Here is a 25,491-nt window from a genome sequence, read left to right as displayed (position 1 = left end):
GGAAAACCGGAAATTATACCCGACCGGAGCCGGCCCTCCCGGCGGTGTGCCGTGGGGGCGGCTTGCCGCGATTCAGGCTGGGTGTCGCGCCGTGAAGGAGGCGGTGGCTCAGGCCACGATTCAGGCCGGATGGTCCCCGTCGGGCAGGGGCGGGGTGGCGTGGAGCAGGTCGGCCAGGGCGCCTTCGATGGCCGCCTGGGTGGCGGCTTCGATGCGCTGGCGCAGCACGGCCTGGGCGGCCTCCTGGGCCTCGGCGACGATGTCGGGCAGGGCGGCGGTGAGGCGGGCTTCCAGGGCCCGGGCCAGGTCGGCGGACAGGGGGGTGACCAGGGAGACAGGCGGGCCTTCCTCGCTGCCGGTAGGACGGGGCGGGGCGCCCGCGGCCACGAAAGGTGGCAGCGTTTCCAGGAGGGAAGCGCGAACCTCGGGTGTGGGCTGGGCAGGCAGCGTGGAATCTTCGGCCGGCAGAGCTAGGAGAGGTGCGGGCGGTTCCGTCGCTGCCGTCGTGTCGGATTCGGGCGCAGGTTCGGCCGCGGCGACGTTCACCACCTCGGTCAGCAGGGGGAAGTCTTCGTCGTCGTTGGCGGCCGCCTGGGGCTCGTTGGCGGCTTCCACGGGCGGGGCCACGGGAGCGATGGCGACGAAGCGGCGCCGCTTGGGGGCGTTGTCGTCGCCGCCGCCGGGCGGGGAAGGGAAGGAGGTCACGGTCAGGGCTCGGGTGCGGGGGAAGGGCGTGCCGGCCGTCAGTGGGCCCGTTGCCCCAGGTCGTGGAAGCTTACCGAGCAGCCGGCCTGCTTGTAGTGGCCGACCCGTTCCCGGCCGGGCAGCCGTTCGGCCTCGTCCTGGCCGATGATCTCGAGGATGCGCTCGAAGCGCTCGTAGCCCTCGGGTACCGCGGCGCCCAGGTTGAGCAGCAGCGGCGTGCCGAGGCCGGGAGGCAGCTCGTCCAGGTGGCGGGCGATCAGGACCGGGGTTTCGCCGGCCAGGGGGGAGTCGGCCCGGCAGTGGGGGGTGAAGGACAGGGCCGGCAGGGACCATAGCTGCCGGTCGAAGGCCTGGGCGATCCGCTCGTCCGGGGCCACCACCACCAGCGGCTGGCGGCTGGCGAAGCTCTTGTGGGCGAGCTTCACCGCCACCAGTAGGCGGTCCGGGACGTTGTGGTAGAAATCCACCCGGGGCGTGACCATGGCGGGCTCAGTCGATCTTGCCGGCCCGCTTGAGCAGGAAGTGGGCGAGCAGGGGCACCGGGCGGCCGGTGGCGCCCTTGTCGGCGCCGGATTTCCAGGCGGTGCCGGCGATGTCCAGGTGGGCCCAGTCGTACTTCTTGGTGAAGCGGGACAGGAAGCAGGCGGCGGTGATCGAGCCGGCGGCGCGGCCGCCGATGTTGGCCATGTCGGCGAAGGGGCTCTTCAGTTGTTCCTGGTAGTCGTCCCACAGGGGCATGTGCCAGGCCCGGTCGAAGGCTTCCTCGCCGGAGGTGAGCAGTTCCCGGGCCAGGGTCTCGTTGTTGGCGAACAGGCCGCTGGCGACGTGGCCCAGGGCGATCACGCAGGCGCCGGTGAGGGTGGCCACGTCCACCACCACCTCGGGCTCGAAGCGCTCGGCGTAGGTCAGGGCGTCGCACAGCACCAGGCGCCCCTCGGCGTCGGTGTTGAGGATTTCGACGGTCTGGCCGGACAGGGAAGTGACGATGTCGCCAGGCTTGCTGGCGGCGCCGCCGGGCATGTTCTCGCTGGCCGGCACCAGGGTCACCAGATTGATGGGCAGCTTCATCATGGCGGCGGCGCGGATGGTGCCGAGCACGCTGGCGGCGCCGCACATGTCGTACTTCATCTCGTCCATCTCGGGGGCAGGCTTGAGCGAGATGCCCCCGGTGTCGAAGGTGATGCCCTTGCCGACCAGCACCACGGGTTTCTGGCTGGCGTCGGCGCCCTTGTGCTGCAGGACGATGAACTTGGGCGGCTGGTGGCTGCCCCGGGCCACGGAGAGGAGGGCGCCCATGCCCAGGGTCTCCAGGTCGGCCCGTTCCAGCACCTGACATTCCAGGCCCAGGTCCTTGCTCATTTCCAGGGCCTGTTCGGCCAGGTAGGTGGGGGTGCACACGTTGCCGGGCAGGTTGCCCAGGTTCTTGGCGAAGGACACGCCGTCGGCGATGGCCAGGCCCTGGGCCAGGGCTTCCTCGGCGGGGGCCAGTTCGTTGCGCCGCTCCACGGCGAAGGTGAGCTTGCGCAGGGGGCGGCGGACCTCGTCCTTCTTGCTCTTGAAGCGGTCGAAGCGGTAGACGGTTTCCTGGGCCACCAGGGCGGCCTGGCGGATGCGCCAGCCCACGTCGCGGCGCTTGACGCCGGTTTCGGTGAGGAACACCACCCCGTCGAAGGAACCCGTCTCGTTGAGGGTTTTGACGGCGGCGCGCAGGGCCGAGCAGTATTCCTTCTCGCGGAATTCCTTTTCCTTGCCCAGGCCGACCAGCAGGACCCGGTCGCACAGGGTGCCGGGAACGTTGTGCAGCAGCAGGGTGGAGCCGAGCTTTCCTTCCATGTCGCCCCGCCGGATGATGTCCGACAGGTAGCCGCGGGCCGCATTGTCAATGAGTTCGGCAGGAAGCGTCAGCTTGCGGGGTTCAAAAACACCGACCACCACACAGGCGCTGCGCTGTTTTTCCGGGCTGCCGCTTTTTATGCTAAATTCCATGACCTGCTCCTTACGGGGCGAATTTTCACAAATTCGGCGAAAATTTCATTATCGCCACCTTTTTCCGCAAAAGTCAAAGCATGGTGTTCGCGCGCGCCGCCCGGCGTGAGTTCGGTCAGAACGCGGCAGCCATTTTCGTGGCGCTGTTCGCGATTCTCATCACCACCCAGTTGATCCGCCTGCTCGGCCAGGCGGCGGGAGGCAAGATTGCGCCTTCCGCAGTGGCGGCGCTGATGGGCTTCGGCGCCCTGTCCTATCTGCATGTCCTCCTGTCGCTGACGGTCTTCATCGCCATCTTGATGGCGGTTTCGCGTAGTTATCGCGATTCCGAGATGGTGGTGTGGTTTTCCTCCGGTCATTCCTTGGCCGGCTGGATTCGGCCGGTGGCCTTGTTCATCTTTCCCCTGGTGGTGCTGGTGGCGATCACCGCCCTCTTCCTCACCCCCTGGTCCTTGACCCAGAGCGCCGACTACCGGCAGAAGGTGTCCGACCGTCAGGAGGCGGAGCAGGTCTCGCCCGGCGCCTTCCATGAAATCCGTTCCGGCAGCACGGTGGTCTTCGTCGAATCCCTGGGCGAGAACGAGGCGAACATCGGCCAGGTATTCGTCGCCTCCTTGCAGCACGGCCGCCAGGGGGTGATGGTGGCTCGCCAGGGGCATCAGGAATACGCCCCCAACGGCGACCGCTTCGTGGTCCTGGAGAACGGCCGGCGCTACGACGTGGAGCCCGGCGCCGCCGACGCCCGGGTGCTGGACTTCCAGCGCTACGCGGTGCGCATCGAGACTCGCGAGTCCCGGGGGGTGGAGCAGACCCCGTCGCGGGCCTTCATCACCGATCTGGTGCGCCAGCGCGGCAAGGACAACGATGCCGAGCTGTTCTGGCGCCTGTCCCAGCCCCTGTCGATGCTGGTGCTGGCGTTCCTGGCCGTGCCTCTGGGCTACGTCAATCCCCGGGCCGGGCGCTCGGCCAACATGCTCCTGGCGCTGCTCACCTTCGCCATCTATCTCAACCTGAACTCCATCGTTCAGGCCTGGGTGGGGCAGGGCAAGATCGGTCTGTTCCCGGCGCTGCTGGCGCTCCACGGCGGCATGGCCCTGTTCATTCCGGTTCTGTTCTACCGCCGCATCGCGGTCAAACCCTTGCTGCGCTTCCGGTCATGATCCACCGTCGTCACATCCAGCGCGAGGTGGTCGCGGCCAGCCTCCTGATCCTGGCCGGGTTCATCGCCCTGTTCGGCTTCTTCGACCTGCTCGGCGAGCTGCGCGACGTGGGCAAGGGCAGCTACCGGCTGACCCAGGCGGTGTTCTACACCCTGCTGATCCTGCCGGGGCGCATCTATGAACTGATGCCGGTGGCGGTGCTGATCGGCACCCTCTACGCCCTGTCCACCCTGGCGCGCCATTCCGAGATCACCGTGCTGCGGGCCTCGGGCCTGTCCACCTGGCGCCTGCTGGTGGTGCTGTTCCGTGCGGCGGCCTGGTTCGCCCTGGCGGCCTTCCTCATCGGCGAAGTCGTCGCTCCCGCCTCGGAACAGGCGGCCAAGACCCTGCGGGTCAAGGCGATCAGCGGCGTGGTGGCCCAGGATTTCCGTTCCGGCCTGTGGGTCAAGGACGGTCCCAATTTCGTGAACGTCAAGCAGGTGATGCCGGATGGCGAGCTGCGCGGCGTGCGCATCTATCAGTTCGACCCCGAATTGCGCCTGGTGGCGGTGAGCGATGCCGAGACCGGTACCTACCTGGACGGTGGCAATCCGGACGGCAACTGGCGCCTCGACCAGGTCGTCAGCACCCGCTTCGAGGGCGAGCGAGCAACGGTGGACAAGCGTCCCGAGCTTTTCTGGCGTTCGGCCCTCTCGCCGGAAATCCTCACCGTCCTGCTGGTGGACCCGGACCGCATGTCGGTGCTCAGCCTGGTGACCTACATCCGCCACCAGGCAGAAAACAAGCTGCGCACCGACGCCTACGAGATCGCGCTGTGGAAGAAGCTGGCCTACCCTTTCGCCTCGCTGGTGATGGTCGCCCTGGCGCTGCCCTTCGGCTACACCCACAGCCGGGTCAGCGGTGTGGCACTCAAGCTCTTCGGCGGCGTCATGCTCGGCGTGTTCTTCCACATGCTCAACGGCCTGTTCTCCAGCCTGGGAGTGATCAACAGCTGGCCGCCCCTGGCCAGCGCCTTCGCGCCGACGATCCTGTTCATGTTCGCTGCCGGCGCCATGTTGTGGTGGGTGGAGCGGCGCTAGCTGCGCTTCGCTAGGGTCGAATCCATGAAAAAAGCGCCCTGATGGGCGCTTTTTTCATGGGCAGTGTCTTGCGGTGTCTTGGATTTAGCGCGGCAGGGCAACGATCCGGGTGCCGGCCAGGCGATCGTGGAGGAATTGCCGGTCCCGGTCGAACAGGCTCCAGAGCAGGCCGACGCCAAGCAGGGTGCTGGGCCAGGCGACCAGGTAGCGGATCATGCCCTGGAACGGGGTCACCGGGCGGCCCCGGGCGTCCTCCAGGCGCAAGCGCCAGGTCTTCATGGCCAGGGTCTGGCCGCCGTGCAGCCAGAACCACAGGAAGTAGAGGGCCAGTAGCAGGAACAGATGGGTCCAGAGGATGCCTGGGCTGGCCAGCCGGTGCAGCAGGGCGCCGATCAGCAGGTGGGGGGTGAGGAAGCCGACGGCGATGACGCCTGCCAGCAGCAGGCTTTCGTAGACCATGGCCAGCAGCCGGCGGGAGAGGGGGGCTGCTGGATGACGGGGTGCAGAGGTGGGGGCGGGGCGGTCGGGGGTGGTCAAGGGGTGGGCGGGGAAAGTTGGTTCCACAAGGATTTTATCGAACCTTCCTGGGCCGCGGGGGAGTTGGAGGCGGGTTGCTGTTGTGCCGGCGCTTCGGGATTGGCGGGGACGGTGGGGGGCGTTGCCGCTGCCGTGCTGGTCCCGGCCGCGGGGGCGGGGACGGCAATGCGCGGCGGCGTGGTTGCCCCCGGGCTGCCGGGGCGCCGCGGCAGGGCGGAATTGCTCTTGGCGGCGTTGGCCTGCTTGGCCTTGGCGGCCTGGGTCAGGCGCTCCCGTTCCTCTTCGGGCAGGTTTTCGTATTCCTGCCATTTTTGCAGCATCGCTTCCCGCTTTTCCGGCGGCAGGCGGCTCAGGGTGGCGAACTTGCTGCGGGCGTCGCGCCGCTCCTGGGGCGTCAGTTCAACCCAGGCGCGCATGCGGGCCTGGATGCGCTCCTGTTCTTCGGCCGGCAGGCGGCTGTAGCGCTCGGCGATGCCCAGCCATTTCTTGCGCCGCACGTTGTCCATCTTGTCCCACTCGTTGGCGAGGGGGGCCAGGATGCGGTGCTGCGCGGCGCTCAGGTGGGCCCAGTCGGGCTGGCTGGGCGTGACGACGCGCGCCGCCGGGGAGGCGTTGACCACAGTGGGCACGCCGGAAGCCGGCATCGGGGCCGGTGCTTCCCGGTGGCGGCTGCCCCATACCGCCAGGCCGGCCACGCCGGCGGCGATACAGGCGCCGACGATTACTGCTCGCTTGCGCTGCTGCCGTGGAGCCATGCGTCGAAGCCTTTGTCGAGGTAGGCGTTCACGGGCAGGTCGGCGGACAGCAGGGCGCTATCCACGTCTTCCAGGTCGCTCAGGGAATTCTGCGCCTGCCAGTAGAAGCCGGTGGCCAGGACGAGCAGAAGCACCACCGCCGCCAGCCAGGGGGTGAGGTGGGCCCGGCTGTCGTGGAACACGCCGGCCAGGCCGGCAAAGCGGCCCACGCGGACGGTGACCCGCTTCTGGCGGGCCAGGGCCTGGTGGCGGGCAGCGCTCAGGCGGGCCGAGGTGCTCGAATCGAGCTGACGCAGCCCGGCGTCCAGCGTCAGGGCGACGCTGCGGGCGAATTGCGTTTCGTTCATAGGGAAATTCCTTTGGCCTTGAGTGCCGCCGCCAGGGTGTGGGTGGCACGGGAACAGTGGGTTTTCACGCTTCCTTCGGAGCAGCCCATGGCGGCAGCGGTTTCGGCAACATCCAACTCCTCCCAGTAACGCATGAGGAAGGCTTCCCGTTGACGTGGCGGCAGCTTGGCGAGTTCGCTTTCGATGATGGCGATGATCTGTCCTTGCGTGAAGCGGGTTTCCGGGGTCTCCAGGTTGCTGGCGCCGTCGTTGCCGCCGATGATTTCCAGGGGGTCGGCGGTTTCGTCGTCGTCCGGGGCAAGGGAGGAGAGTAGGGTGGTCCAGGTGCTGCGCACCTTGCTGCGGCGGAAATAGTCGCGGATGGCGTTCTGCAGGATGCGCTGGAAGAGCATGGGCAGCTCTTCGGCGGGGCGGTCGCCATAGCTTTCGGCCAGCTTGAGCATGGCGTCCTGGACGAGGTCGAGGGAGGTCTCCTCGTTCTGCGTGGTGAAGATGGCCTGCTTGAAGGCGCGCCGCTCCACCGATGCGAGAAAGTCGGACAGTTCCTGTGGGGTGGCCAGAATGTACCTCGGGATTGCGGGCGGTGGGGGTGGGGCGGGGGCGGCGAAGGGGGCATCCGGCGGCTGCCGGGCAGTGTTTTTCGGCCCCCCGTAAGCCTTGACCAATCGCGGGGGAGTCAGTAATTTAGCGGACTTTTCCGCCCTTGCCGAGCGCATTTGCGCCGGATGCGGGCGAAGCGGGAATCTGCGCGGACCGGGCTTGCCAGCCGTGCGCCGGAGGCCCGTTCCTGACGCTTCGGAACGCGTCGCGCATTGGCGCGGCGGCGATCCGGGCGGCGGCCGGGAAACCTGCGCCCCTAGGCGCTTTCCGGCTTCAGGCCAGGCCGTGCGCGGCGTGGGTGCGGATGACGCTCCCGGCGGCGCGCGGCGAACAAAACACAGGCAACAGGCACTCAGGGCCACTGCAATGCACATCACCGGCGCGGAAATTGTAATCAGGTGCCTCCAGGAAGAAAAGGTCGAGCATGTGTTCGGCTACCCTGGCGGCGCGGTGCTCCACCTCTACGACGCACTCTTTCAGCAGGATCAGGTCAAGCACATCCTGGTGCGTCACGAACAGGCGGCGGTCCATGCCGCCGATGCCTATTCCCGCTGTTCCCAGAAGGTCGGCGTGGCCCTGGTGACTTCGGGCCCCGGCGCGACCAACGCGGTGACCGGCATCGCCACCGCCTACATGGATTCGATTCCCCTGGTGATCATTTCCGGCCAGGTGCCTACCGCCGCCATCGGCCTGGACGCCTTCCAGGAAGTGGACACCGTCGGTATCACCCGGCCCTGCGTCAAGCACAACTTCCTGGTGAAGGACGTGCGCGACATCGCCGACACCATCAAGAAGGCCTTCTATCTGGCCCGCACCGGCCGACCCGGCCCGGTGCTGGTGGACATTCCCAAGGACATCTCCGCCCAGAGCGCCGACTTCGAATACCCGAAGACGGTGCAGATGCGCTCCTACAACCCCATCGTCAAGGGGCACCTGGGCCAGATTCGCAAGGCCGCCCAGCTGCTGCTCGAAGCCAAGCGGCCGATGATCTACGTGGGCGGCGGGGTGATCCTGTCCGACGCCGCGACCAAGCTCACCGCCCTGGCCAAGCGCCTCGGTTTCCCGGTGACCCAGACCCTGATGGGGCTGGGCTCCTTCCCGGCCTCCGACGCCCAGAACCTGGGCATGCTCGGCATGCACGGCACCTACGAGGCCAACATGGCCATGCAGCACTGCGACGTGCTGCTCGCCGTGGGCGCCCGCTTCGACGACCGGGTGATCGGCAATCCGGGCCATTTCTCCCAGGTGCCGCGCAAGATCGTGCACATCGACATCGACCCCTCGTCGATCTCCAAGCGGGTCAAGGTGGACGTGCCCATCGTCGGCAACGTGCCGGACGTGCTCGACGAACTGGTCAAGATCCTCGACGAGCAGGACAAGGCCGGGGCCAAGGCCGATCCCGCCGTGGCCGAGTGGTGGAAGACCATCGCCGAGTGGCGCGCCCGGGATTGCATGAGCTACAAGGCCAACGGCCCGGCGATCATGCCCCAGTCGGTGATCCAGGCCCTGCACCAGGTCACCGGCGGCGACGCCTTTGTCACCTCCGACGTGGGCCAGCACCAGATGTGGGCGGCCCAGTACTACAAATTCGACAAGCCGCGGCGCTGGATCAACTCCGGCGGCCTGGGCACCATGGGTGTGGGCCTGCCCTACGCCATGGGCGTCTCCTTCGCCCACCCAGGCGCCACGGTTGCCTGCGTCACCGGCGAAGCCTCGATCCAGATGAATATCCAGGAGCTGTCCACCTGCAAGCAGTTCCGCCTGCCGATCAAGGTGGTGAACCTCAACAACCGCTACCTGGGCATGGTCCGCCAGTGGCAGGAGATGTTCCACGGCAGCCGCTACTCTGAGTCCTACATGGATTCTCTGCCCGACTTCGTCAAGCTGGCTGAGGCCTATGGCCACGTCGGCCTGCGTGTCGAGCGGCCGGAAGACCTGATGCCGGCCATGGAGCTGGCTTTCTCCGACAAGCACAAGAACGACTTCGTCTTCCTCGACGTGCTTACCGACCAGACCGCCAACGTGTTCCCCATGATCGCCGCGGGCAAGGGCCTGTCGGAAATGATCCTGGCCGAGGACCTGTAAGGGGAACCCCATGCGACACATCATTTCCATTCTGCTGGAAAACGAAGCCGGGGCCCTGTCCCGGGTGGCCGGGCTGTTCTCTGCCCGGGCCTACAACATCGAATCCCTGACGGTGGCGCCGACGGAAGATCCGTCCCTGTCGCGCATGACCATCGTCACGTCCGGTTCGGACGACGTGCTCGAACAGATCACCAAGCAGCTCAACAAGCTGGTGGACGTGGTGAAAGTGGTGGATCTGTCCGAGGCCGCGCATATCGAGCGCGAGCTGATGCTCATCAAGGTCCGGGCCACCGGCAAGGACCGCGAGGAAATGAAGCGGATGGCGGACATTTTCCGCGGCCGTATCATCGACGTCACCGAATCCACCTACGTCATCGAACTGACGGGGGCGAGCTCCAAGCTCGACGCCTTCATCGAGGCCCTCGACCACGGCCTCATTCTCGAGACGGTACGCACCGGCGTCTGCGGCATCGGCCGCGGCGACCGGATTCTGAAGGTCTGATTTCGCTGTTTCTGTTTTTTCCAGCTAATCTCCCGCCAGCCGCAAGGCTGGCCTTCATCTCGCCAAGGGGTTGATATGAAAGTCTATTACGACAAGGACGCCGACCTTTCCCTGATCAAGGGCAAGAAGGTCACCATCGTGGGTTACGGTTCCCAGGGCCACGCCCACGCCCAGAACCTGAAGGATTCTGGCGTCAAGGTCACCGTCGGCCTGCGCAAGGGCGGCGCCTCCTGGGCCAAGGCCGAGAAGGCTGGCCTCAAGGTCGAAGAGATCGCCAAGGCCGTCAAGGGCGCCGACGTGGTCATGATCCTCCTGCCGGACGAGAACATCCCCGCCGTGTATTACGGCGAAGTCGAGCCGAACATCAAGAAGGGCGCCGCCCTGGCCTTCGCCCACGGCTTCAACGTGCACTACAACCAGGTCGTGCCCCGCGCCGACCTGGACGTGATCATGATCGCCCCCAAGGGCCCGGGCCATACCGTGCGCTCCGAGTACCTCAAGGGCGGCGGCGTGCCGTCCCTGATCGCCGTCTACCAGGACGTCTCCAAGAAGGCCAAGGACATCGCCCTGTCCTACGCCGCTGCCAACGGCGGCACCAAGGGTGGCGTGATCGAGACCAACTTCCGCGAAGAAACCGAAACCGACCTGTTCGGTGAGCAGGCCGTGCTCTGTGGCGGCGCCGTGGAACTGGTCAAGATGGGCTTCGAGACCCTGACCGAAGCCGGCTACGCTCCCGAAATGGCCTACTTCGAGTGCCTGCACGAGCTGAAGCTGATCGTGGACCTGATGTACGAAGGCGGCATCGCCAACATGAACTACTCCATCTCCAACAACGCGGAGTATGGCGAGTACGTGACCGGCCCCGAGGTCATCAACGAAGAGTCCCGCTACGCCATGCGCGAAGCCCTCAAGCGCATCCAGACTGGCGAATATGCCAAGATGTTCATCCTGGAAGGCAAGACCGGCTACCCGAGCATGACCGCCCGCCGCCGCCTGACCGCCGAGCATCCCATCGAGCAGGTCGGCGAAAAGCTGCGCGACATGATGCCCTGGATCAAGAAGAACAAGCTCGTCGACCAGTCCAAGAACTGATCGATGGGCATCGCGCCGCCAGGGACATCCCCGGCGGCGCCCTTGCCTTGGGCGGCGTCGGCAGCGACCCGCCCAATTCGTTTTTGTGGATATTGCAATGAACAACTACCCCCACCCCATCATCGCCCGCGAAGGCTGGCCCTTCCTTGCCGGCATCGTCGTCATCTCCGCGGTGGCCACGGCCTACGCCGGGTTTGCCTGGGCGATCCCGCTGTGGATCCTGTCGCTCTTCGTCCTCCAGTTCTTCCGCGATCCCGCCCGCGTCATCGCCGGCGGCGACAACAGCAAGACCGTGGTGGCGCCGGCCGACGGCCGCATCGTGGCGGTGGAACGGGTCCAGGACCCCTACCTGAACCGGGAGGCCCTCAAGGTTTCCGTGTTCATGAACGTCTTCAACGTCCATTCCAACCGCAGCCCGGTGGATGGCGACGTGCAGCGCAAGTGGTACAACCCGGGCGCCTTCGTCAATGCCGCTCTGGACAAGGCCTCGGTGGAAAACGAACGCTGCGCCCTGCACATCCGCACCAAGACCGGCCAGGACGTGACCTGCGTGCAGGTGGCCGGCCTGGTGGCCCGGCGCATCCTCAACTACGTGGACAGCGGCAAGGCCCTGGTCCGCGGCGAGCGCTACGGCTTCATCCGCTTCGGCTCCCGGGTGGACGTGTACCTGCCCCTGGATGCCCGGGTGAAGGCGGTCATCGGCGAAAAAGTGTATGCTTCCACCACCGTTCTTGCAGAGCTGGCCTGACCGTCCGGTCGCCGCCGCCGAATAAGATCCATGCCTGAAATCAAACCGCGCAAGACGCTGTTCAACCCCGAACTGAAGCGCCGCGGCATTTACGTCCTTCCCAACCTCTTCACCACTGCCGCGCTGTTCGCCGGCTTCTACGCCATCGTCCAGGCCATGAACGGCCAGTTCGAGCAGGCGTCCATGGCCATCTTCATCGCCATGGTGCTCGACGGCCTGGATGGCCGGGTGGCACGCCTGACCCGTACCCAGAGCGCCTTCGGCGCCGAGTACGACTCCCTCTCGGACATGGTCTCGTTCGGCGTCGCCCCGGCCCTGGTGGCCTACGAGTGGGCGCTGCGGCCCCTGGGCAAGTGGGGCTGGATCGCCGCCTTCGTCTACTGCGTCGGCGCCGCCCTGCGCCTGGCCCGCTTCAACACCACCCTGGAAGTGATCGACAAGCGCTACTTCCAGGGCCTGCCCTCGCCGGCGGCGGCGGCCCTGGTGGCGGGCTTCGTCTGGCTGATGATCGACATCGGCGTGGACGCGGCCGACCTGCGCTGGGTGGCCTTGGTGGTCACCGCCTTTGCCGGCCTGACGATGATTTCCAACTTCCGCTACTACAGCTTCAAGGACATCAACCTGCGCAAGAGCGTGCCGTTCATCGTCATCGCCGCCATCGCCCTGGGTTTTGTCCTGGTCTCCAGCTATCCGCCGGGGGTGCTGTTCGGCCTGTTCGTGGTCTACGCCCTGTCGGGTTACGTCCTGGCCGCCTGGCGCCTGCTGCGGCGCTGATCCGCAACACCCTCGCGCCGGGGCCGGCTAACGGCCTGTCCCGGCGCGGATCCTGATCCCCACCCGGCCCCGGCCGGTTGCTGGCTGCCTTCCCGGCCCGTGTGCCGCGGCGGGCAAAGCGCCTCCGGGCGTGTATTCTGTAGTTACGGTGGTCATGCTGCCACCGCCTTTCCCGCCGCCGGCGCGGGCGGCCCGTCCGTCCGCCACCGGCCTGCCGGCGGGTTCCTTCGCGGGGCGAATCCCCGTACCTTCGCAGCACCCTGCTGCCCGCCGGCTTCCGCCTGAACACCGCCCCGCCCGGGGCCGGAAGCGTTCGCTTCCGCAACCGCTCACGGAGGAGAATCCATGAACGGCGCGTTCCTGCCCCCACTGCTGGCCGATGCCTTGGCCTGGACCGAAGTGCCCGACCCGGTCATCCTGTTCGCCCTGACCCTGGTCTTCGCCGGCCTGGCCGGAGAATTCGTCTTTCGTTGGCTGCGCCTGCCGCGCATCACCGGCTATGCCCTGGTGGGCATCCTGATGGGCACCTCCGGACTGGCCGAGGACAATCCCCTGGACAGCTCCGCCCAGCGCATCGTCACCGACATCGCTCTGGGCATCCTGCTCTTCGAACTGGGCAACCGGGTGCGCCTGGGCTGGCTGTGGGCCAACCCTTGGCTGCTCGCCACCAGCCTGGCCGAGGCCGGGCTGACCGCCCTGGCGGTGCAGGCCGGCCTGGTCTGGCTCGGGGTGCCGCCCCAGGCGGCGGTGGCCGCCGGGCTGATCGCCATGTCCACCTCGCCGGCGGTGGTGATGCAGGTCACCGCCGAGATCCGCTCCCAGGGCCAGGTGACCGAGCGCCTCTACGTGCTGACGGCGCTGAACGCCATCTACGCGGTGCTGGCGATGCAGTTCCTGTCCGGCTGGTGGGCCCTGGACACGCCCCAGGAAAGCACGCGGGCCCTGCTCACCACCCTCTACCTGATTTCCGGCTCGGTGCTGATGGCCGCCTTGCTGGCCTGGGCCGTGCACCGCCTGACCCGGGCCCTGGACCTGAGCGAGGAGCCCGGCGCTGCCATCCTCTTCGGCCTCTTGCTGCTGGTCTTCGCCATGCTCCACCTGTTCGGCCTGCCGGCGGTGCTGGCGCCGCTGCTGGCCGGCATCCTGCTCAAGAACGCCGATCCCCGGCCGCGCCTGTGGCCCCGCCACTTCGGCACCGCCGGGGGCGTGCTGGTGCTGCTGCTGTTCGTCCTGGGGGGCGCCAGCCTGCGCTGGCAGGACTTTTTCGCCGGCGGCCTGGCCGCTCTGGGGGTGGTCCTGGTGCGGCTGGCGGCCAAGCTGATCGGTGTGGCCCTGTTCGCCCGGCCGAGCGGCCTGGGGCTGCGCCAGTGCCTGGCCTTGGGAGTGGCGCTGAGTCCCTTCTCGGCGGTGGCCCTGGCCCTGGCCCTGGATTTTCGCGTCAGCCACCCCGACCTGGGGGCACACCTGGCGCCCATCCTGCTCACCGCCATGGCGGTGATGGAGCTGGTGGGCCCCATCGCCACCCAGTGGTCCCTGCGCCTGGCCGGCGAAGAGCGGCGCTAGGCCGCGGCCGCCAAGGAGAATCCCATGACCGTCATTCCGGAAGCCGTACCCGCCCTGGGCGACTTCGCCCAGTCCCGTCCCCTGACCTTGGGGGTGGAGCTGGAATTGCAGATTGTGAACACCCACGACTACGACCTGGCGCCCTGCGCCGGCGACCTGTTGCGGGTGCTCAAGCAGCAGGGGGTTGAGGGCGACATCAAGCCCGAGATCACCGCCAGCATGATCGAGATCGCCACCGGCATCTGCACCGGCCACGGCCAGGTCCTGGCCGAGTTGGGGGGGCTGCGCGACGCCCTCCAGGCGGCGGCGCGCAAGCTCAACGTGGGCCTGTGCGGCGGCGGCACCCATGCCTACCAGCACTGGAGCGAGCGGCGCATCTTCGACACGCCGCGTTTCCACCAGATTTCCGAGCTGTATGGCTACCTGGCCAAGCAGTTCACCGTCTTCGGCCAGCACGTCCATATCGGCTGTCCGGGGCCGGACGAAGCCCTGGTGTTGCTCCACGGACTGTCCCGCTACATTCCCCACTTCATCGCCCTGTCGGCCTCGTCCCCCTTCGTCCAGGGGCACGACACGGGCTTCCAGTCGGCACGGCTCAACTCGGTGTTCGCCTTCCCCTTGAGCGGCCGGGCGCCCTTCGTGCTGACCTGGGAAGAGTTCTCGGCCTTCTTCGCCAAGATGGCCCGGACCAGGGTGGTGACGAGCATGAAGGACTTCTACTGGGACATCCGCCCCAAGCCCGAGTACGGCACCATCGAAGTCCGGGTGATGGACACGCCCCTGTCCATCGAGCGGGCCGCCATGTTGGCCGCCTACATTCAGTGCGTGGCGCGCTACCTGATGATCGAAAAGCCCTTCCGCCCCGCCGAGGACGACTATTTGGTCTACACCTTCAACCGCTTCCAGGCCTGCCGCTTCGGCCTGGAAGGGACCTTCGTGGACCCCAAGAGCGGCGAGCACCGCACCCTGCGCGACGATATCCTGGCCACCCTGGCGGCCCTGGAAAACCACGCCATGGAGCTCAAGGCCGAACAGGCCTGCCGGGAGGTGCGGCAGATGGCCGAAACCGGCGAGAACGACGCCACCTGGCTGCGCCGGGTGTTCGATGGATGTGGCCAACAGCCCGAGATGGTGCGCCAGCAGTGCCTGCGCTGGGGTTGAGGACACGCGGTGAGCCCCGTCGCCCCTGACCGTCCGTTGCGCATCGGCCTGTCGGCGCGGCTGATGCACACGCCGCCGGCGGAGCTGGGTTTCCCCGGCAAGACCTTGCAGTACCTGGAGCAGTCGATCGCTCACTGGATCATGTCCCGGGGCGCCATCGCCCTGATGGTGCCGACCCTGGAATCCGGCGGCGGGCTGGAGCGCCGGGGCATCTCGGTGAAGGCCGTGGTGGCGGCCCTGGACGGGCTGGTGCTGCAAGGCGGCACCGACGTCAGCCCCCTGAGCTACGGCGAGGACCCGATCTCGCCCCTGTGGCCCGGCGACCGGGTGCGCGACCTGTACGAGATCGAGCTGCTCTGGGAATTCATCATCCAGGGCAAGCCGGTGCTGGGCATCTGCCGCGGCTGCCAGCTGATCAACGTGGCCATGGGCGGCACCCTCTACCAGGACATCGGCTTGCAGCATCCGGGCGCCCGCTCCCACGTGGATTCGGCCCTCTACGACCGGCTTGCCCACGACCTGTCCATCGAACCCGGCTCGCGCCTGGCCGGCCTCTACGGCGGCACGCTGGCCGGGCGGGTCAACAGCATCCACCACCAGGCGGTCCGCCGCTTGGGCAACGACCTGGTGGCGGAGGCCCGCTGCCCGGACGACGGCATCGTCGAGGCGATCCGCTGGAAAGGAGCGGGCTACGTGGCGGGCTTCCAGTGGCACCCGGAATTCCACATGGGCGCCCCGGACCTGCTCGACAGCGGGCCGATCCTGCTCGATTTTCTCGCCGCCGCGGGCATGCCCATGCCGGAGGATGAGGACGGAAAGGGCTGAGGAGGCGGTGCCCGCAGCGCCAGGCTGGACGCCGCTTTCCGTGGGGCTAAACCGGAAAGCCGCGCCGGATGCGGCGCTTCAGGCGGGATGCCTGGAGATGCCCTACTGGCGCGGGGTTCAGGCGGCCGCCTTGTCCCGGGCGCTGTTTGCGACCGGTGCCGCCGGCAGCAGCACGGTGAAGCGGGCGCCGCCCCCGGGGGCTTCGTCCAGGATCACGTCGCCGCCATGCTGGCGGGCGATTTCCCGGACGATGGCCAGGCCCAGGCCGCAACCGTCGCCCGGGCTGCCGGCGACCCGGTGGAAGCGGTTGAACACCGCCGCCCGGTCCGCCGGGGCCACGCCGGGGCCGTTGTCCTCGACCACCAGGCAGGCCAGGCCGTCCTGGGGGCCGCAGCGCACCGTCACGTTGCCGCCGCCGGGGGTGTAGCGGATGGCGTTGTCCACCAGGTTGCCGAGTAGTTCCTGGATGAGCAGGGGCGAGCCGACCACGGTCACCGGCTCCAGTTCGAAGCCCAGGTCGATACCCTTCTTGAGGGCCGCCGGCAGCCAGATTTCGGCGCACCGATGGGCGATGTCGGGCAGGGACAGGGGCTCGCTGGTGGACAGACCGCCGGGCTCGGCCCGGGCCAGGGCGAGCAACTGGTGGGCCAGGTGCGACAGGCGGGCGGTGGCGGCGCGGATCTGGTCGAGCTGGTGCCGCCGGGTTTCCGGGTTGGTGTCGTCCAGAGCCACTTCCACCTGGGCCTGCAAGGCGGCGATGGGGGTGCGCAGCTGGTGGGCGGCGTCCGAGACGAAGCTGCGCTGGGACGCTAGCGACAGGTCGAGGCGGGCGAGCAGCTGGTTGATTTCGTTGATCACCGGCTGCAATTCCACCGGCACCCGGGTTTCCACCGGGCGCAGGTCGTGGTGGGAGCGCTGGGCCAGCTCCTCGCGCAGGGCGTCCAGGGGGCGCAGGCCGGCGCGGATGCCGTACCAGACGAAGGCCAGGGTCATCAGCATCAATGCCCCCACCGGCAGCAGCATGCCAAGCAGGATTTCCCGGGCCAGGCTGCCGCGCTTGGTTACCGTTTCGGCCACCAACACCAGCACCGGGATGCCGTCCTTGATCATGGACAGGGCGGCGATGCGCACCGGTTCGCCGCTGTAGGTGCCGTCGTAGTAGAGGCGGTCGTCCTCGTCGATCGGCTCGTCGGGCCGGGGCAGGCCCCGGTGGCCGGAGATGAATTCGTCCCCCGGGCCCACCACCTCGTAGAAGACCCGGTCGTAGCGGTCGGTGAGAAGAATCTGCTGGGCCTGGCGGGTCAGGGTGACGTAGGGCTGACCCTCGAAGACCCGGACCTGCTCAGACAAGGCCAGGGCCGTGTCGAGCAGGGCCCGGTCGTAGGCGTGGGAGGCGCTGGTGAAGGCGATGCCGTAAGCGGTGATGGCCGCCGCGCCGGAGAACAGCACGGTCGCCGGCAGCAGCCAGCGCAGCAGCAGCCCCCGCAGGCTGGCCGGGCGCTTCATGGCGCCAGATCGGCGTCCGGGGAGGCGCTGACGCCTTCGCCGTGGTCGGCGTCGGTCGGTTTTTCCAGGTAGTAGCCCAGGCCGCGCACGGTGCGGATGGGGATGCCCTCCGGATCGAGCTTGGTGCGCAGACGGGAGATGAACTTTTCCACGGCGTTGGGGGTGATGTCCTCGTCCCCGCCGTAGAGGGACTGCATGATCTGTTCCTTGCTGACGATGCGCCCGGCCCGGCTGGCGAGGAATTCCAGGGCGGCCCATTCCCGGGCGGTCAGTTCCAGGGGGGTGTCGTCCACGAAGGCGCGGCGGCCCACGGTGTCGAGGCGCAGGCGGCCCAGGCGCAGTTCCGGCTCGGGTGCGGCGCGGCCGCGGCGGATCAGGGCGCGGATGCGGGCCACCAGTTCGCTCAGGGCCACCGGCTTGACCAGGTAGTCGTCGGCGCCCAGGTCGAGCATCTTGACCCGTTCTTCCAGGGCTTCCCGGGCCGACAGGATCAGCACCGGGGTGCGCTGCCGGCGCTCGCGCAGGCGCGCCAGCACGGTGGTGCCGTCCAGCCCGGGCAGGCCCAGGTCGAGGATGGCGAGTTCGTATTCCTGGTCGGTCAGCCAGCGGTCGGCGTCCCGGCCGTTCTTGACCCAGTCCACCACGAAACCGGCGGATTTGAGGGCCTGGGTGAGGCCGTCGGCCAACAGGCAGTCGTCTTCTACAAGCAGCAGGCGCATGGCGTGAACGGGCGTGGTGAGCGAACGTGAGAGGGCGAAAATCGCCCGAGCGGGGAAAGACCCCACGGGCAACAGTGTCGCACAGGTTGCCCCGGCGCGGCGGGCGCCGGGCGGTGCGTTCCGGTCAACTTACCACCGTGCCCGGCGCCCTGCCATGGGTTGATGGGCTCTTTCGTGAGCTTTTACGTATTTGAAATTATTTGAAATCGACGGTCATCTGTTCGGCGATGGTGCTGCCCTTGCTGGTGGCCGCGCACAGCCCGGCGTAGGTGTTGAAGCGGGGCGGGGGCGGCATGCCTTCGCCGCGCAGGCGGCTGGCGTCGAACAGCAGGCCCAGCTCGGCGAAGTCGCCGTAGGTGCGGATGGCCCGCAGCATGATGCGCTTGTTGCAGGGGCCGAAGTAATCCTGGAAGCGGGGCGACATGGCCGCCAGGGCGTCGAAGGGCAGGCGCCGGTAGTGGTCGTGGCGCGGCCGGCCGGTGGCCTCGGCGATGGCGGCGTCGATCTCGCGGAACGAGCTGGCGCAGTCGGTACCGGCGGACAGGTGGTACAGGTCGTGGGCCAGTTCGGGCTTGCGGGCGAGCAGCAGCAGGGCGTCGGCGCAGTAGTCCACCGGGATCACGTCGATCTTCTCGTCGAAGTCGCAGGTGAAGCAGCCCATGGCCAGGGCCATGCGGAATACCCAGAAGATGCTGCCGGAGGCCTTGCAGCCCAGGCGGCTGTGGCCGACCACGATGGAGGGCCGGGCCACCACCAGGGGCAGGCCGGGAATGGCGCGCAGGCGGCGTTCCGCCTCGATCTTGCTTTCGGTGTATTCCACCAGGTGGCTGATGTCCTGGCCCGGGTCCACCGCTTCGTGGACCGGCGTGGTGGCCTCGGGGCCGCAGACCATGGCGGTGCCCACGTGCACGAAGCGTTGCAGCTTGGCGCGGCGGTGCAGCAGGGTGGCGAAATTTTCCGTGCCTTCGACGTTGGTGGCCCAGATGAGCGGGTTCTTGCCGAAGGAGGCGATGGCCGCGCAGTTGATCACGTGGGTGACCTTGGCGAGGCGCTCGTCGTTGATGTAGTCGTCCACATTGCCCAGGTCGCCGCAAATCACCTAGGACAGGGAGAAGCGCCACAGCAGGCGCTCGGGCACCTCGAAGCGGCGCAGGACGGCGGTGAGCCGGGCGAGGCCTTCCTCGGGAGTGGCGGCGCGGACGAGGAACAGGGTGTTGTCCCACTGGTCGCCCTCGATCAGCCGCGCCATGATGGCGCCGCCGAGGAAGCCGGTGGCGCCGGTCAGGAGCAGGGTGGCGGGCTGGGCGGACTGGGGAGTGGTGGTCATGTGCGGCTGGGCCATTGGCAAAAAAGAAAAGCGTGGATACACCACGCCGACGATCAAGGCGGAGCATTCTCCCCGGTCTCGCTGACTGGGATATGACAAGCCCCAAAATGGTGCATGGGTGATTGGCGATGCAAACGGCATCCGGCGACGGCCCGGGGCGGGCTTGGGTACTTTTGGTACTATTCGCATCGGGCCGCCGCCGCGTCCGGCGCGGCAACAACAACGACAAGCGGGCCGGCGCCTCCGGCGGCCGCGCCGCGAATCCTCACATTCGGAGTTTGGGCATCATGAGTACGAACAAAGACCGGCTGGTGATCTTCGATACCACCTTGCGCGACGGCGAGCAGAGCCCCGGCGCTTCCATGACCAAGGACGAGAAGCTGCGGGTGGCCCGCCAGCTGGAGCGCATGCGCGTGGACGTGATCGAGGCCGGCTTCGCCGCCGCCTCCCCGGGCGATTTCGACGCCATCCACAGCATCGCCGAGGCCATCAAGGATTCCACCGTTTGTTCCCTGGCCCGGGCCAACGAGAACGACATCCGCCGTGCTGGCGAGGCGATCAAGCCCGCCCAGCGCGGCCGCATCCATACCTTTATCGCCACCAGCCCGATCCATATGGAGAAGAAGCTGCGCATGACCCCGGACCAGGTGGTCGAGCAGGCGGTCAAGGCGGTGGGCTGGGCGCGCCAGCATACCGACGACGTGGAGTTTTCCGCCGAGGACGCCGGCCGGTCCGAGCTGGACTTTCTCTGCCGCATCTTCGAAGAGGTGATCAAGGCCGGCGCCAAGACCATCAACGTGCCCGACACCGTCGGCTACAACCTGCCCTGCCAGTTCGCCGAGACCCTGCGCCAGGTGATCGCCCGGGTGCCCAACTCGGACAAGGTGGTGTGGTCGGTGCACTGCCACAACGACCTGGGTCTGGCCGTGGCCAACTCCCTGGCTGCCGTCCAGGCCGGCGCCCGTCAGGTGGAATGCACCATCAACGGTCTGGGCGAGCGGGCCGGCAACGCTTCCCTCGAAGAGGTGGTGATGGCGGTGCGTACCCGGGGCGACATCTTCCCGGTGGAGACCCGCATCGACACCACCCAGATCGTGCCGGCCTCCAAGCTGATCTCCCAGATCACCGGCTACCCGGTGCAGCCGAACAAGGCCATCGTCGGCGCCAACGCCTTCGCCCACGAATCGGGCATCCACCAGGACGGCGTGCTCAAGCACCGCGAGACCTACGAGATCATGCGCGCCGAGGACGTGGGCTGGACCCAGAACAAGCTGGTGCTGGGCAAGCACTCCGGCCGCAACGCCTTCAAGACCCGGCTGACCGAGCTGGGCATCGTGTTCGACTCCGACGAGGCCCTCAATTCGGCCTTCGCCCGCTTCAAGGAACTGGCCGACAAGAAGCACGAGATTTTCGACGAAGACCTGCAAGCCCTGGTGTCCGACGAGGTGGTGTCCGCCGAGAGCGAGCACTACAAGCTGGTCTATTCCCACGTCTGCTCCGAAACCGGCGAGACTCCGGAATGCAGCCTGACCCTGTCCGTGGGCGGCGCCGAGCGCAAGGCCCAGGCCACGGGCAGCGGCCCGGTGGATGCGGCCTTCTCGGCCATCGAGCAGATCGCCGCGAGCGGTTCCGAGCTGCTGCTGTACTCGGTGAACGCCATCACTACCGGCACCGACGCCCAGGGCGAAGTGACCGTGCGCCTGTCCAAGGGCGGCCGCATCGTCAATGGCCAGGGCGCCGACACCGACATCGTCATCGCCTCGGCCAAGGCCTACCTGAACGCCCTGAACAAGCTGGAATCCTGTCCGGGCAAGGTGAACCCCCAGGGCGACATCTAAGCGTCAAAACGCCGCGCTTGCCGGCGCCGGTCCGGGCGGCTCCGCCTGGCTGCCCGGTCGGTTCCGGAAACGAAAACGCCGCATCCTCGGATGCGGCGTTTTCGTTGCGGCAGAGTTGCGCCGGGCGTCGTTCCGGTTGTGCTTATCGGCTTTTGCTCGAAGCCGGTCCGGCGCCTGCGGTCCGCAGCGTAGCAGGCGGTTACTTGAAAAAAATTAATACGTCCGGGTAGGAAAAAAGCCAAGGTCCGCGCCAGTCGCCGAGTTTGACGAGGCAGCCTTCGGGATACTTGAAGAAAATTAATATATCGCCGCCCCGGGCGGCTCTGCCTTACTTGCCTTGGGTGATGCCCGATGCCTTCACCGGGCGGGTCAGCCGGGCGTAGGCCACGGCGCCGCCGAAGTACAGGCAGGCGAGTGCCACCTCGCACCAGGCGAAGGCCCGGGAGGCCGGGCTCTGGTCGCTGGTGGCGCGCACCAGACCTTCCATCAGGTAGAGCAGGGCGAGCAGGGAACTCCACTGGTAGGTGTAGCGCGTGCCGCGCAGGATGCCGAACACGGCGAAGAGGAGGGGGGTGATCTTTAGCACCATCCACGAGCCCCCCGGGTGGATCGGCGCGCCGGCCATCTCCCAGTAGAGGCCGAGAAAGATCAGGCCGATCAGGCCCACGCTGGCGGCCAGGCTGGAGAGCCGCACCGATGCTTGTTGTTGAGGAGTCATGCCTTGAGAGCCAATAGGGACGCGGTGTTTGCCAGGCGCTGGCCCAGGATGAAGGCCAGGCGCGCCTCGTCGGGGTGGAGGGTGGGATCGCCGCCGCTGCCGGCGACGTGGCTGGCGCCGTAGGGGGTGCCGCCGGCCGGGGTGGCGGACAGTTCCGGGGCGCTGTAGGGCAGGCCGAGCAGCAGCATGCCGTGGTGGAAGAGGGGCAGCATCATCGACAGCAGGGTGGTCTCCTGGCCGCCGTGCTGGCTGCCGGTGGAGGTGAACACCGCCGCCGGCTTGCCTTCCAGGTGGCCCTGGGTCCAGGCCGGGATGGTGCCGTCCCAGAAATACTTCATCGGCGCGGCCATGTTGCCGAAGCGGGTCGGGCTGCCCAGGGCCAGGCCAACGCATTCGGCCAGGTCGGCGGGCTCCACGTAGGGCGGGCCGTCGTCGGGAATGGCCGGGGCGCTGGCTTCGCTCACCGGCGAGACCTTGGGCACGGTGCGCAGCCGGGCGCTCATGCCCGGCACCGATTCGATGCCGCGGGCCACCTGGCGGGCCAGGGCGGCCACCGAGCCGCGGTGGCTGTAATAGAGGACGAGGATGTCGGCCATGGCGAAGGAGGGCGTCGTCTGGTTGGAAGGACGGGAAAAAAGGGGAGGGGCGCCGGCGTGGCGTTTCTGGCCGCCAGAGGCGTGGGCCAAGGATGTGGCTGGGCCGCCCATGACGCCGGCAATGCTGGGGAGTGCGTGGGATTCGCGCGGAGTCCGGTTGGTGTGCCGACTGGCGCCACCGGCCGGCCTCCCCGGGCAATCCGCTATTATAGCGGCCCCATGGCCCGTTCCCGTTTGCACCGTTCCCCTGCCGCCCGTCGCGGCTCTGTCGGCGGCCCGTCCAACCCGTTGCGCTTCGCCGCCCGGGTGGCGCGCCGCTACCGGCAGGAGCACTTCGCCCAGCTGTCTGCCAGCCTGGCCTACACCACCCTGCTGTCCCTGGTGCCCCTGGTGACCATCGCCCTGGTGGTGGTGTCGTCCCTACCCTTTTATTCGACCCTGATGGTCGACGTGCAGAAGGTGCTGTTCGCCAACCTGCTGCCGGACAAGGCCGGGGTGGTGGTGACCAAGTACGCCCTGCTGTTTTCCCAGAAGGCCACCAAGCTCACCCTGGTGGGCCTGGGCTTCCTGCTGCTCACCACCCTGCTGCTGGCGGTGAGCATCGAGCGGGCCTTCAACCACGTTTGGCAGGTCGCCCAGGGGCGCACCCTGGCGGGCCGGGCCAAGCTGTTCGGGGCCATGCTCATCCTGGGGCCGGCGGCCCTGGCGCTGGGTTTCGGCGTGGTCACCTTCGCCCTGTCCCTGTCCCTGGGCTGGTTCAGCGAGGGGCGCTGGCTGCGCCAGTGGCTCTTCAACCTGCTGGCCTGGGCGGCGCCGGTGGGCATGTTCTTCCTGCTCTACTGGCGGGTGCCCAACGCCCCGGTGCGCTGGGGCGACGCCTTGGTGGGGGCGGTGGCCGCCACCGCCGGGCTGGCGCTGTTGCAACGCCTGTTCGCCTGGTACCTGGCCTCGTTTCCGTCCTACACCCTGATCTACGGCGCCTTCGCAGCCGTGCCGATCTTTCTGCTCTGGCTTTACCTAACCTGGAACGTGGTGCTGGTGGGCGCCCTGGTGGCGGCCACCCGGGGCGGCGTGGGGGAGGCGGGGTAGGGTAATCCGGCGGGCTTTCGCCCTGGGGGAGCCTTCAGGGACGTCGGTGCGGGTATGGTGAGCGCCGGTGAGGATTGGCGCCTTCAGTGCGCTGCGGTCATCGTCGCCAGTTGCAGTAGGCAGACGCTGGCGGTGCTCTCAAGGCGCGACGTGGGCTGGGCCTCCAGGGTTTCGGCGGTGGCGCCGTCCCGGCTTTCGATGGTCACGGCCAACCTGGGGGTGTCCTCGTCCACCGTGCCGACGGGGACGATCAGGGCCGGGGCGGGGCGCACTCCGGGCATGCCGGGCAGGAACAGGGCCGGGGTTTCCCCCGCGGCGCCCTGGGCCGGGTCGCCGACCCGGGCGGCCTGGGCCCGGGGGGCGGCGAGCTGGAGCCCCAGTTCCAGATGCTCCGGATTTTCCGAGATCACCCAGCGCACCAGGGCGACGTGCCATTGGGGCGACTTTTCCCCCTGGATCGCCACCACTTCGCCGGGCCGCACCGGGTCGGTGGGGCCGGACAAGTGCATGGCGGCATAGCCGTCGGGGCTTTCGTTGGTCACCATCCAGCGCGAAAAGCGGGTTTCGTCATCCTCGGGCAGACGGCCGGCCAGGAGCGCCCAGACCGCCGGCAGGCCGATGCACAGGCGCGCCCGGTAGTTCTGGCGGCGGCGGGGGAAGCGGCGCTTGGCCGGTTTTCCCCACAGGCCGGCCAGCTTGTCCAGGGTCGGTTGGTGTTGTTGCAGCAGGGCAACGCCGTGGGCGGCCGGCAGGCCCAGGCGCTCCGCCTGGCCGCTCGCGGCCAGCTGGACCAGGCGCCGGGCAGCCCGGTCGCCGGCCACCCAGCGCGCCGGGGTGTCCGGTGGGGGCGGGCGGCGCGCCAGGGCTACCGGCGGGATGTCGCGGCCGGGTTCGATCCAGAACAGGCCCCGGTGTCCGCCGTCCGGGCCGGGTAGGAATTCCAGCTCCTCGGCCAGAGCAGCACCGATGCGCCGGGCCAGGGCGTAGGCCCCGGCGCCCAGAGCGCCGGCCGGCACCAGCCCGAGCAAAAGGGCGTGGGCGTATTCGAGGCGGGCGCTGCGCTCGCCCCGGGACGGGCTGCCGTCGGCCAGGCCCTCACGCTCGGCGGCGGTAAAAGCGCCGTGCAGGCCGGACCAGGCATCGGGATGGGGCGGGGTGCCGGCGAGCCCGGCGATTTCCAGGTGCAGGCGGCGCAGCAGCAGGGTGCGGTGGCGAATCTGGGCCCGCTGCGGCGCCAGTTGGCCGGCGGTGCCGGGACTGGCCAGCAGGGCGTCGAAATCGTCCGCCAGGGCGGCGCTGAGGTCGAGCAGGGCCCGGGTCAGGCCACGCAGCTTGCGCGGCAGGGGCAGGGGCTGGTCGCTCAGTTGGGACTGGGCGCCGTTGATGGCCACCATGGTCCGGGCGGCCAGCCGGTTGAGCGCTTGCAGGCGCTCCTGGCCCGTGAGCGCCAAGGGGCGGAGGGCGGCACGCTGCTGGTCGAGGGCCGCCAGATCCGCCGTGGCGTCGGGCAGTGGAGGCAGGCTCAGCCACTCCAGGATGGCGGCGAGGCGCGAAGCGTCGGCGGTTGGATCGGGCATGGGCGGCGGAGCGGGTAGGGGATGTGCCGGAGTGTCGGGAGGGCTTCCGTACCGGCCGTCCGGGTGGGTGTTCGTCGACGTGTTGATCGCTGTGTGTGCGGGCGCGGGGCGCGTGCGAGCAGCATAGCGCAAAACGTCCCGGGGCGGCGTGGCGGGGCGCCAGGGCTTCTGGGGCGGGCGGGACGGCAAAAAAAGTCCCGCC

Annotated in this window: 25 protein-coding genes and 1 pseudogene; 12 read left to right on the top strand and 14 right to left on the bottom strand. The window is 68.3% G+C overall.

Annotated elements, in window-relative coordinates; genetic code table 11:
* Positions 1-120 precede the first annotated feature (120 nt).
* Genes V7Z98_RS02125 through V7Z98_RS02115 form a run of 3 tightly spaced genes read right to left on the bottom strand, consistent with a single transcriptional unit; the run spans position 121 to position 2,691 of the window.
* Complete coding sequence (locus tag V7Z98_RS02125; protein ID WP_334156816.1) at positions 121-705, bottom strand: hypothetical protein; 585 nt, start codon at positions 703-705, stop codon at positions 121-123.
* A gap of 38 nt (positions 706-743) precedes the next feature.
* Positions 744-1,187 carry a DNA polymerase III subunit chi gene (locus tag V7Z98_RS02120; protein WP_334156815.1) on the bottom strand — a complete coding sequence of 148 codons (444 nt, stop codon included), beginning with the start codon at positions 1,185-1,187 and terminating at the stop codon, positions 744-746.
* A gap of 7 nt (positions 1,188-1,194) precedes the next feature.
* Entirely contained in the window at positions 1,195-2,691 is a 1,497-nt protein-coding gene (locus V7Z98_RS02115; RefSeq protein ID WP_334156814.1) for a leucyl aminopeptidase, read from the bottom strand.
* An 80-nt stretch (positions 2,692-2,771) separates the two neighbouring features.
* On the opposite strand from V7Z98_RS02115, the gene lptF reads away from it, so the two are divergent.
* Positions 2,772-3,851 carry an LPS export ABC transporter permease LptF gene (gene lptF, locus V7Z98_RS02110; RefSeq protein WP_293259599.1) on the top strand — a complete coding sequence of 360 codons (1,080 nt, stop codon included), beginning with the start codon at positions 2,772-2,774 and terminating at the stop codon, positions 3,849-3,851.
* Positions 3,848-4,930: an LPS export ABC transporter permease LptG gene (gene lptG / locus V7Z98_RS02105; RefSeq protein WP_334156813.1), complete on the top strand. Its 1,083-nt coding sequence runs from the start codon at positions 3,848-3,850 to the stop codon at positions 4,928-4,930. Before lptF ends, lptG begins: the two co-directional genes overlap by 4 nt.
* 84 nt (positions 4,931-5,014) lie before the next feature.
* Here lptG and V7Z98_RS02100 read toward each other — a convergent pair whose 3' ends face one another.
* From V7Z98_RS02100 to V7Z98_RS02080, 5 genes are all read right to left on the bottom strand, one after another.
* Complete coding sequence (locus tag V7Z98_RS02100) at positions 5,015-5,467, bottom strand: RDD family protein (protein WP_334156812.1); 453 nt, start codon at positions 5,465-5,467, stop codon at positions 5,015-5,017.
* Positions 5,464-6,222 (bottom strand): DUF3106 domain-containing protein, encoded by a 759-nt coding sequence (locus tag V7Z98_RS02095; protein ID WP_334156811.1) that lies wholly within the window; start codon positions 6,220-6,222, stop codon positions 5,464-5,466. Before V7Z98_RS02095 ends, V7Z98_RS02100 begins: the two co-directional genes overlap by 4 nt.
* Positions 6,189-6,569: a DUF3619 family protein gene (locus V7Z98_RS02090; RefSeq protein ID WP_293259610.1), complete on the bottom strand. Its 381-nt coding sequence runs from the start codon at positions 6,567-6,569 to the stop codon at positions 6,189-6,191. Before V7Z98_RS02090 ends, V7Z98_RS02095 begins: the two co-directional genes overlap by 34 nt.
* Positions 6,566-7,090, bottom strand: coding sequence for an RNA polymerase sigma factor (locus tag V7Z98_RS02085; RefSeq protein ID WP_442951798.1), 525 nt, complete (start codon positions 7,088-7,090; stop codon positions 6,566-6,568). Before V7Z98_RS02085 ends, V7Z98_RS02090 begins: the two co-directional genes overlap by 4 nt.
* A gap of 352 nt (positions 7,091-7,442) precedes the next feature.
* On the bottom strand, positions 7,443-7,595 hold the full coding sequence (locus V7Z98_RS02080; protein ID WP_293260332.1) for a hypothetical protein: 153 nt from the start codon (positions 7,593-7,595) through the stop codon (positions 7,443-7,445).
* On the opposite strand from V7Z98_RS02080, the gene ilvB reads away from it, so the two are divergent.
* The 8 genes from ilvB (at position 7,536) to V7Z98_RS02040 (ending at position 15,919) form a co-directional block, all read left to right on the top strand.
* Positions 7,536-9,254 carry a biosynthetic-type acetolactate synthase large subunit gene (gene ilvB, locus V7Z98_RS02075; RefSeq protein ID WP_293259613.1) on the top strand — a complete coding sequence of 573 codons (1,719 nt, stop codon included), beginning with the start codon at positions 7,536-7,538 and terminating at the stop codon, positions 9,252-9,254. The two genes, V7Z98_RS02080 and ilvB, sit on opposite strands and share 60 nt — an antisense overlap.
* Positions 9,255-9,264: 10 nt before the next feature.
* On the top strand, positions 9,265-9,756 hold the full coding sequence (gene ilvN / locus V7Z98_RS02070) for an acetolactate synthase small subunit (protein ID WP_054621967.1): 492 nt from the start codon (positions 9,265-9,267) through the stop codon (positions 9,754-9,756).
* Positions 9,757-9,831: 75 nt separating this feature from the next.
* Positions 9,832-10,848: a ketol-acid reductoisomerase gene (gene ilvC / locus V7Z98_RS02065; RefSeq protein ID WP_293259622.1), complete on the top strand. Its 1,017-nt coding sequence runs from the start codon at positions 9,832-9,834 to the stop codon at positions 10,846-10,848.
* A 97-nt stretch (positions 10,849-10,945) separates the two neighbouring features.
* Complete coding sequence (locus V7Z98_RS02060; RefSeq protein ID WP_293259625.1) at positions 10,946-11,596, top strand: phosphatidylserine decarboxylase; 651 nt, start codon at positions 10,946-10,948, stop codon at positions 11,594-11,596.
* 30 nt (positions 11,597-11,626) lie between these two features.
* Positions 11,627-12,370 (top strand): CDP-diacylglycerol--serine O-phosphatidyltransferase, encoded by a 744-nt coding sequence (pssA, locus tag V7Z98_RS02055; protein ID WP_293259628.1) that lies wholly within the window; start codon positions 11,627-11,629, stop codon positions 12,368-12,370.
* Positions 12,371-12,715: 345 nt separating this feature from the next.
* Complete coding sequence (locus V7Z98_RS02050; protein WP_334156810.1) at positions 12,716-13,933, top strand: cation:proton antiporter; 1,218 nt, start codon at positions 12,716-12,718, stop codon at positions 13,931-13,933.
* 24 nt (positions 13,934-13,957) lie between these two features.
* A complete protein-coding gene (locus V7Z98_RS02045) occupies positions 13,958-15,094 on the top strand; it encodes a YbdK family carboxylate-amine ligase (RefSeq protein WP_334156809.1) in 1,137 nt (378 codons plus the stop codon).
* Between the two features lie 9 nt (positions 15,095-15,103).
* Positions 15,104-15,919, top strand: a complete 816-nt coding sequence (locus V7Z98_RS02040) for a gamma-glutamyl-gamma-aminobutyrate hydrolase family protein (protein ID WP_334156808.1) — start codon at positions 15,104-15,106, stop codon at positions 15,917-15,919.
* 117 nt (positions 15,920-16,036) lie between these two features.
* Here V7Z98_RS02040 and V7Z98_RS02035 read toward each other — a convergent pair whose 3' ends face one another.
* The 3 genes and pseudogenes from V7Z98_RS02035 to V7Z98_RS02025 all read right to left on the bottom strand — a co-directional run bounded on the left by V7Z98_RS02035 (position 16,037) and on the right by V7Z98_RS02025 (position 19,471).
* Positions 16,037-17,425 (bottom strand): sensor histidine kinase, encoded by a 1,389-nt coding sequence (locus V7Z98_RS02035; RefSeq protein WP_334156807.1) that lies wholly within the window; start codon positions 17,423-17,425, stop codon positions 16,037-16,039.
* Entirely contained in the window at positions 17,422-18,144 is a 723-nt protein-coding gene (locus V7Z98_RS02030; protein ID WP_334156806.1) for a response regulator transcription factor, read from the bottom strand. The genes V7Z98_RS02035 and V7Z98_RS02030 overlap by 4 nt, the downstream gene beginning before the upstream one ends.
* A gap of 196 nt (positions 18,145-18,340) precedes the next feature.
* Positions 18,341-19,471: pseudogene (locus V7Z98_RS02025) on the bottom strand (SDR family oxidoreductase).
* A gap of 287 nt (positions 19,472-19,758) precedes the next feature.
* On the opposite strand from V7Z98_RS02025, the gene V7Z98_RS02020 reads away from it, so the two are divergent.
* Positions 19,759-21,309: a 2-isopropylmalate synthase gene (locus V7Z98_RS02020; protein ID WP_334156805.1), complete on the top strand. Its 1,551-nt coding sequence runs from the start codon at positions 19,759-19,761 to the stop codon at positions 21,307-21,309.
* 328 nt (positions 21,310-21,637) lie between these two features.
* Here the strand turns inward: V7Z98_RS02020 and V7Z98_RS02015 are convergent, their stop codons facing one another.
* Positions 21,638-22,027, bottom strand: a complete 390-nt coding sequence (locus V7Z98_RS02015) for a DUF2069 domain-containing protein (RefSeq protein WP_334156804.1) — start codon at positions 22,025-22,027, stop codon at positions 21,638-21,640.
* On the bottom strand, positions 22,024-22,623 hold the full coding sequence (wrbA, locus tag V7Z98_RS02010) for an NAD(P)H:quinone oxidoreductase (protein ID WP_293260306.1): 600 nt from the start codon (positions 22,621-22,623) through the stop codon (positions 22,024-22,026). The genes V7Z98_RS02015 and wrbA overlap by 4 nt, the downstream gene beginning before the upstream one ends.
* Before the next feature lie 219 nt (positions 22,624-22,842).
* Here wrbA and V7Z98_RS02005 point away from each other — a divergent pair, with 219 nt between their 5' ends.
* Positions 22,843-23,712, top strand: coding sequence for a YihY family inner membrane protein (locus tag V7Z98_RS02005; protein ID WP_334156803.1), 870 nt, complete (start codon positions 22,843-22,845; stop codon positions 23,710-23,712).
* An 83-nt stretch (positions 23,713-23,795) separates the two neighbouring features.
* Here the strand turns inward: V7Z98_RS02005 and V7Z98_RS02000 are convergent, their stop codons facing one another.
* Positions 23,796-25,289, bottom strand: coding sequence for a hypothetical protein (locus V7Z98_RS02000; RefSeq protein ID WP_334156802.1), 1,494 nt, complete (start codon positions 25,287-25,289; stop codon positions 23,796-23,798).
* Positions 25,290-25,491: the final 202 nt, after the last annotated feature.

It is taken from the genome of Oryzomicrobium sp. (genome assembly GCF_036820405.1).
In the GTDB taxonomy this organism is placed as follows: domain Bacteria; phylum Pseudomonadota; class Gammaproteobacteria; order Burkholderiales; family Rhodocyclaceae; genus Oryzomicrobium.
Note: the sequence above shows the minus strand (reverse complement) of the source record. Positions and strands in the feature narration are given on the sequence as shown.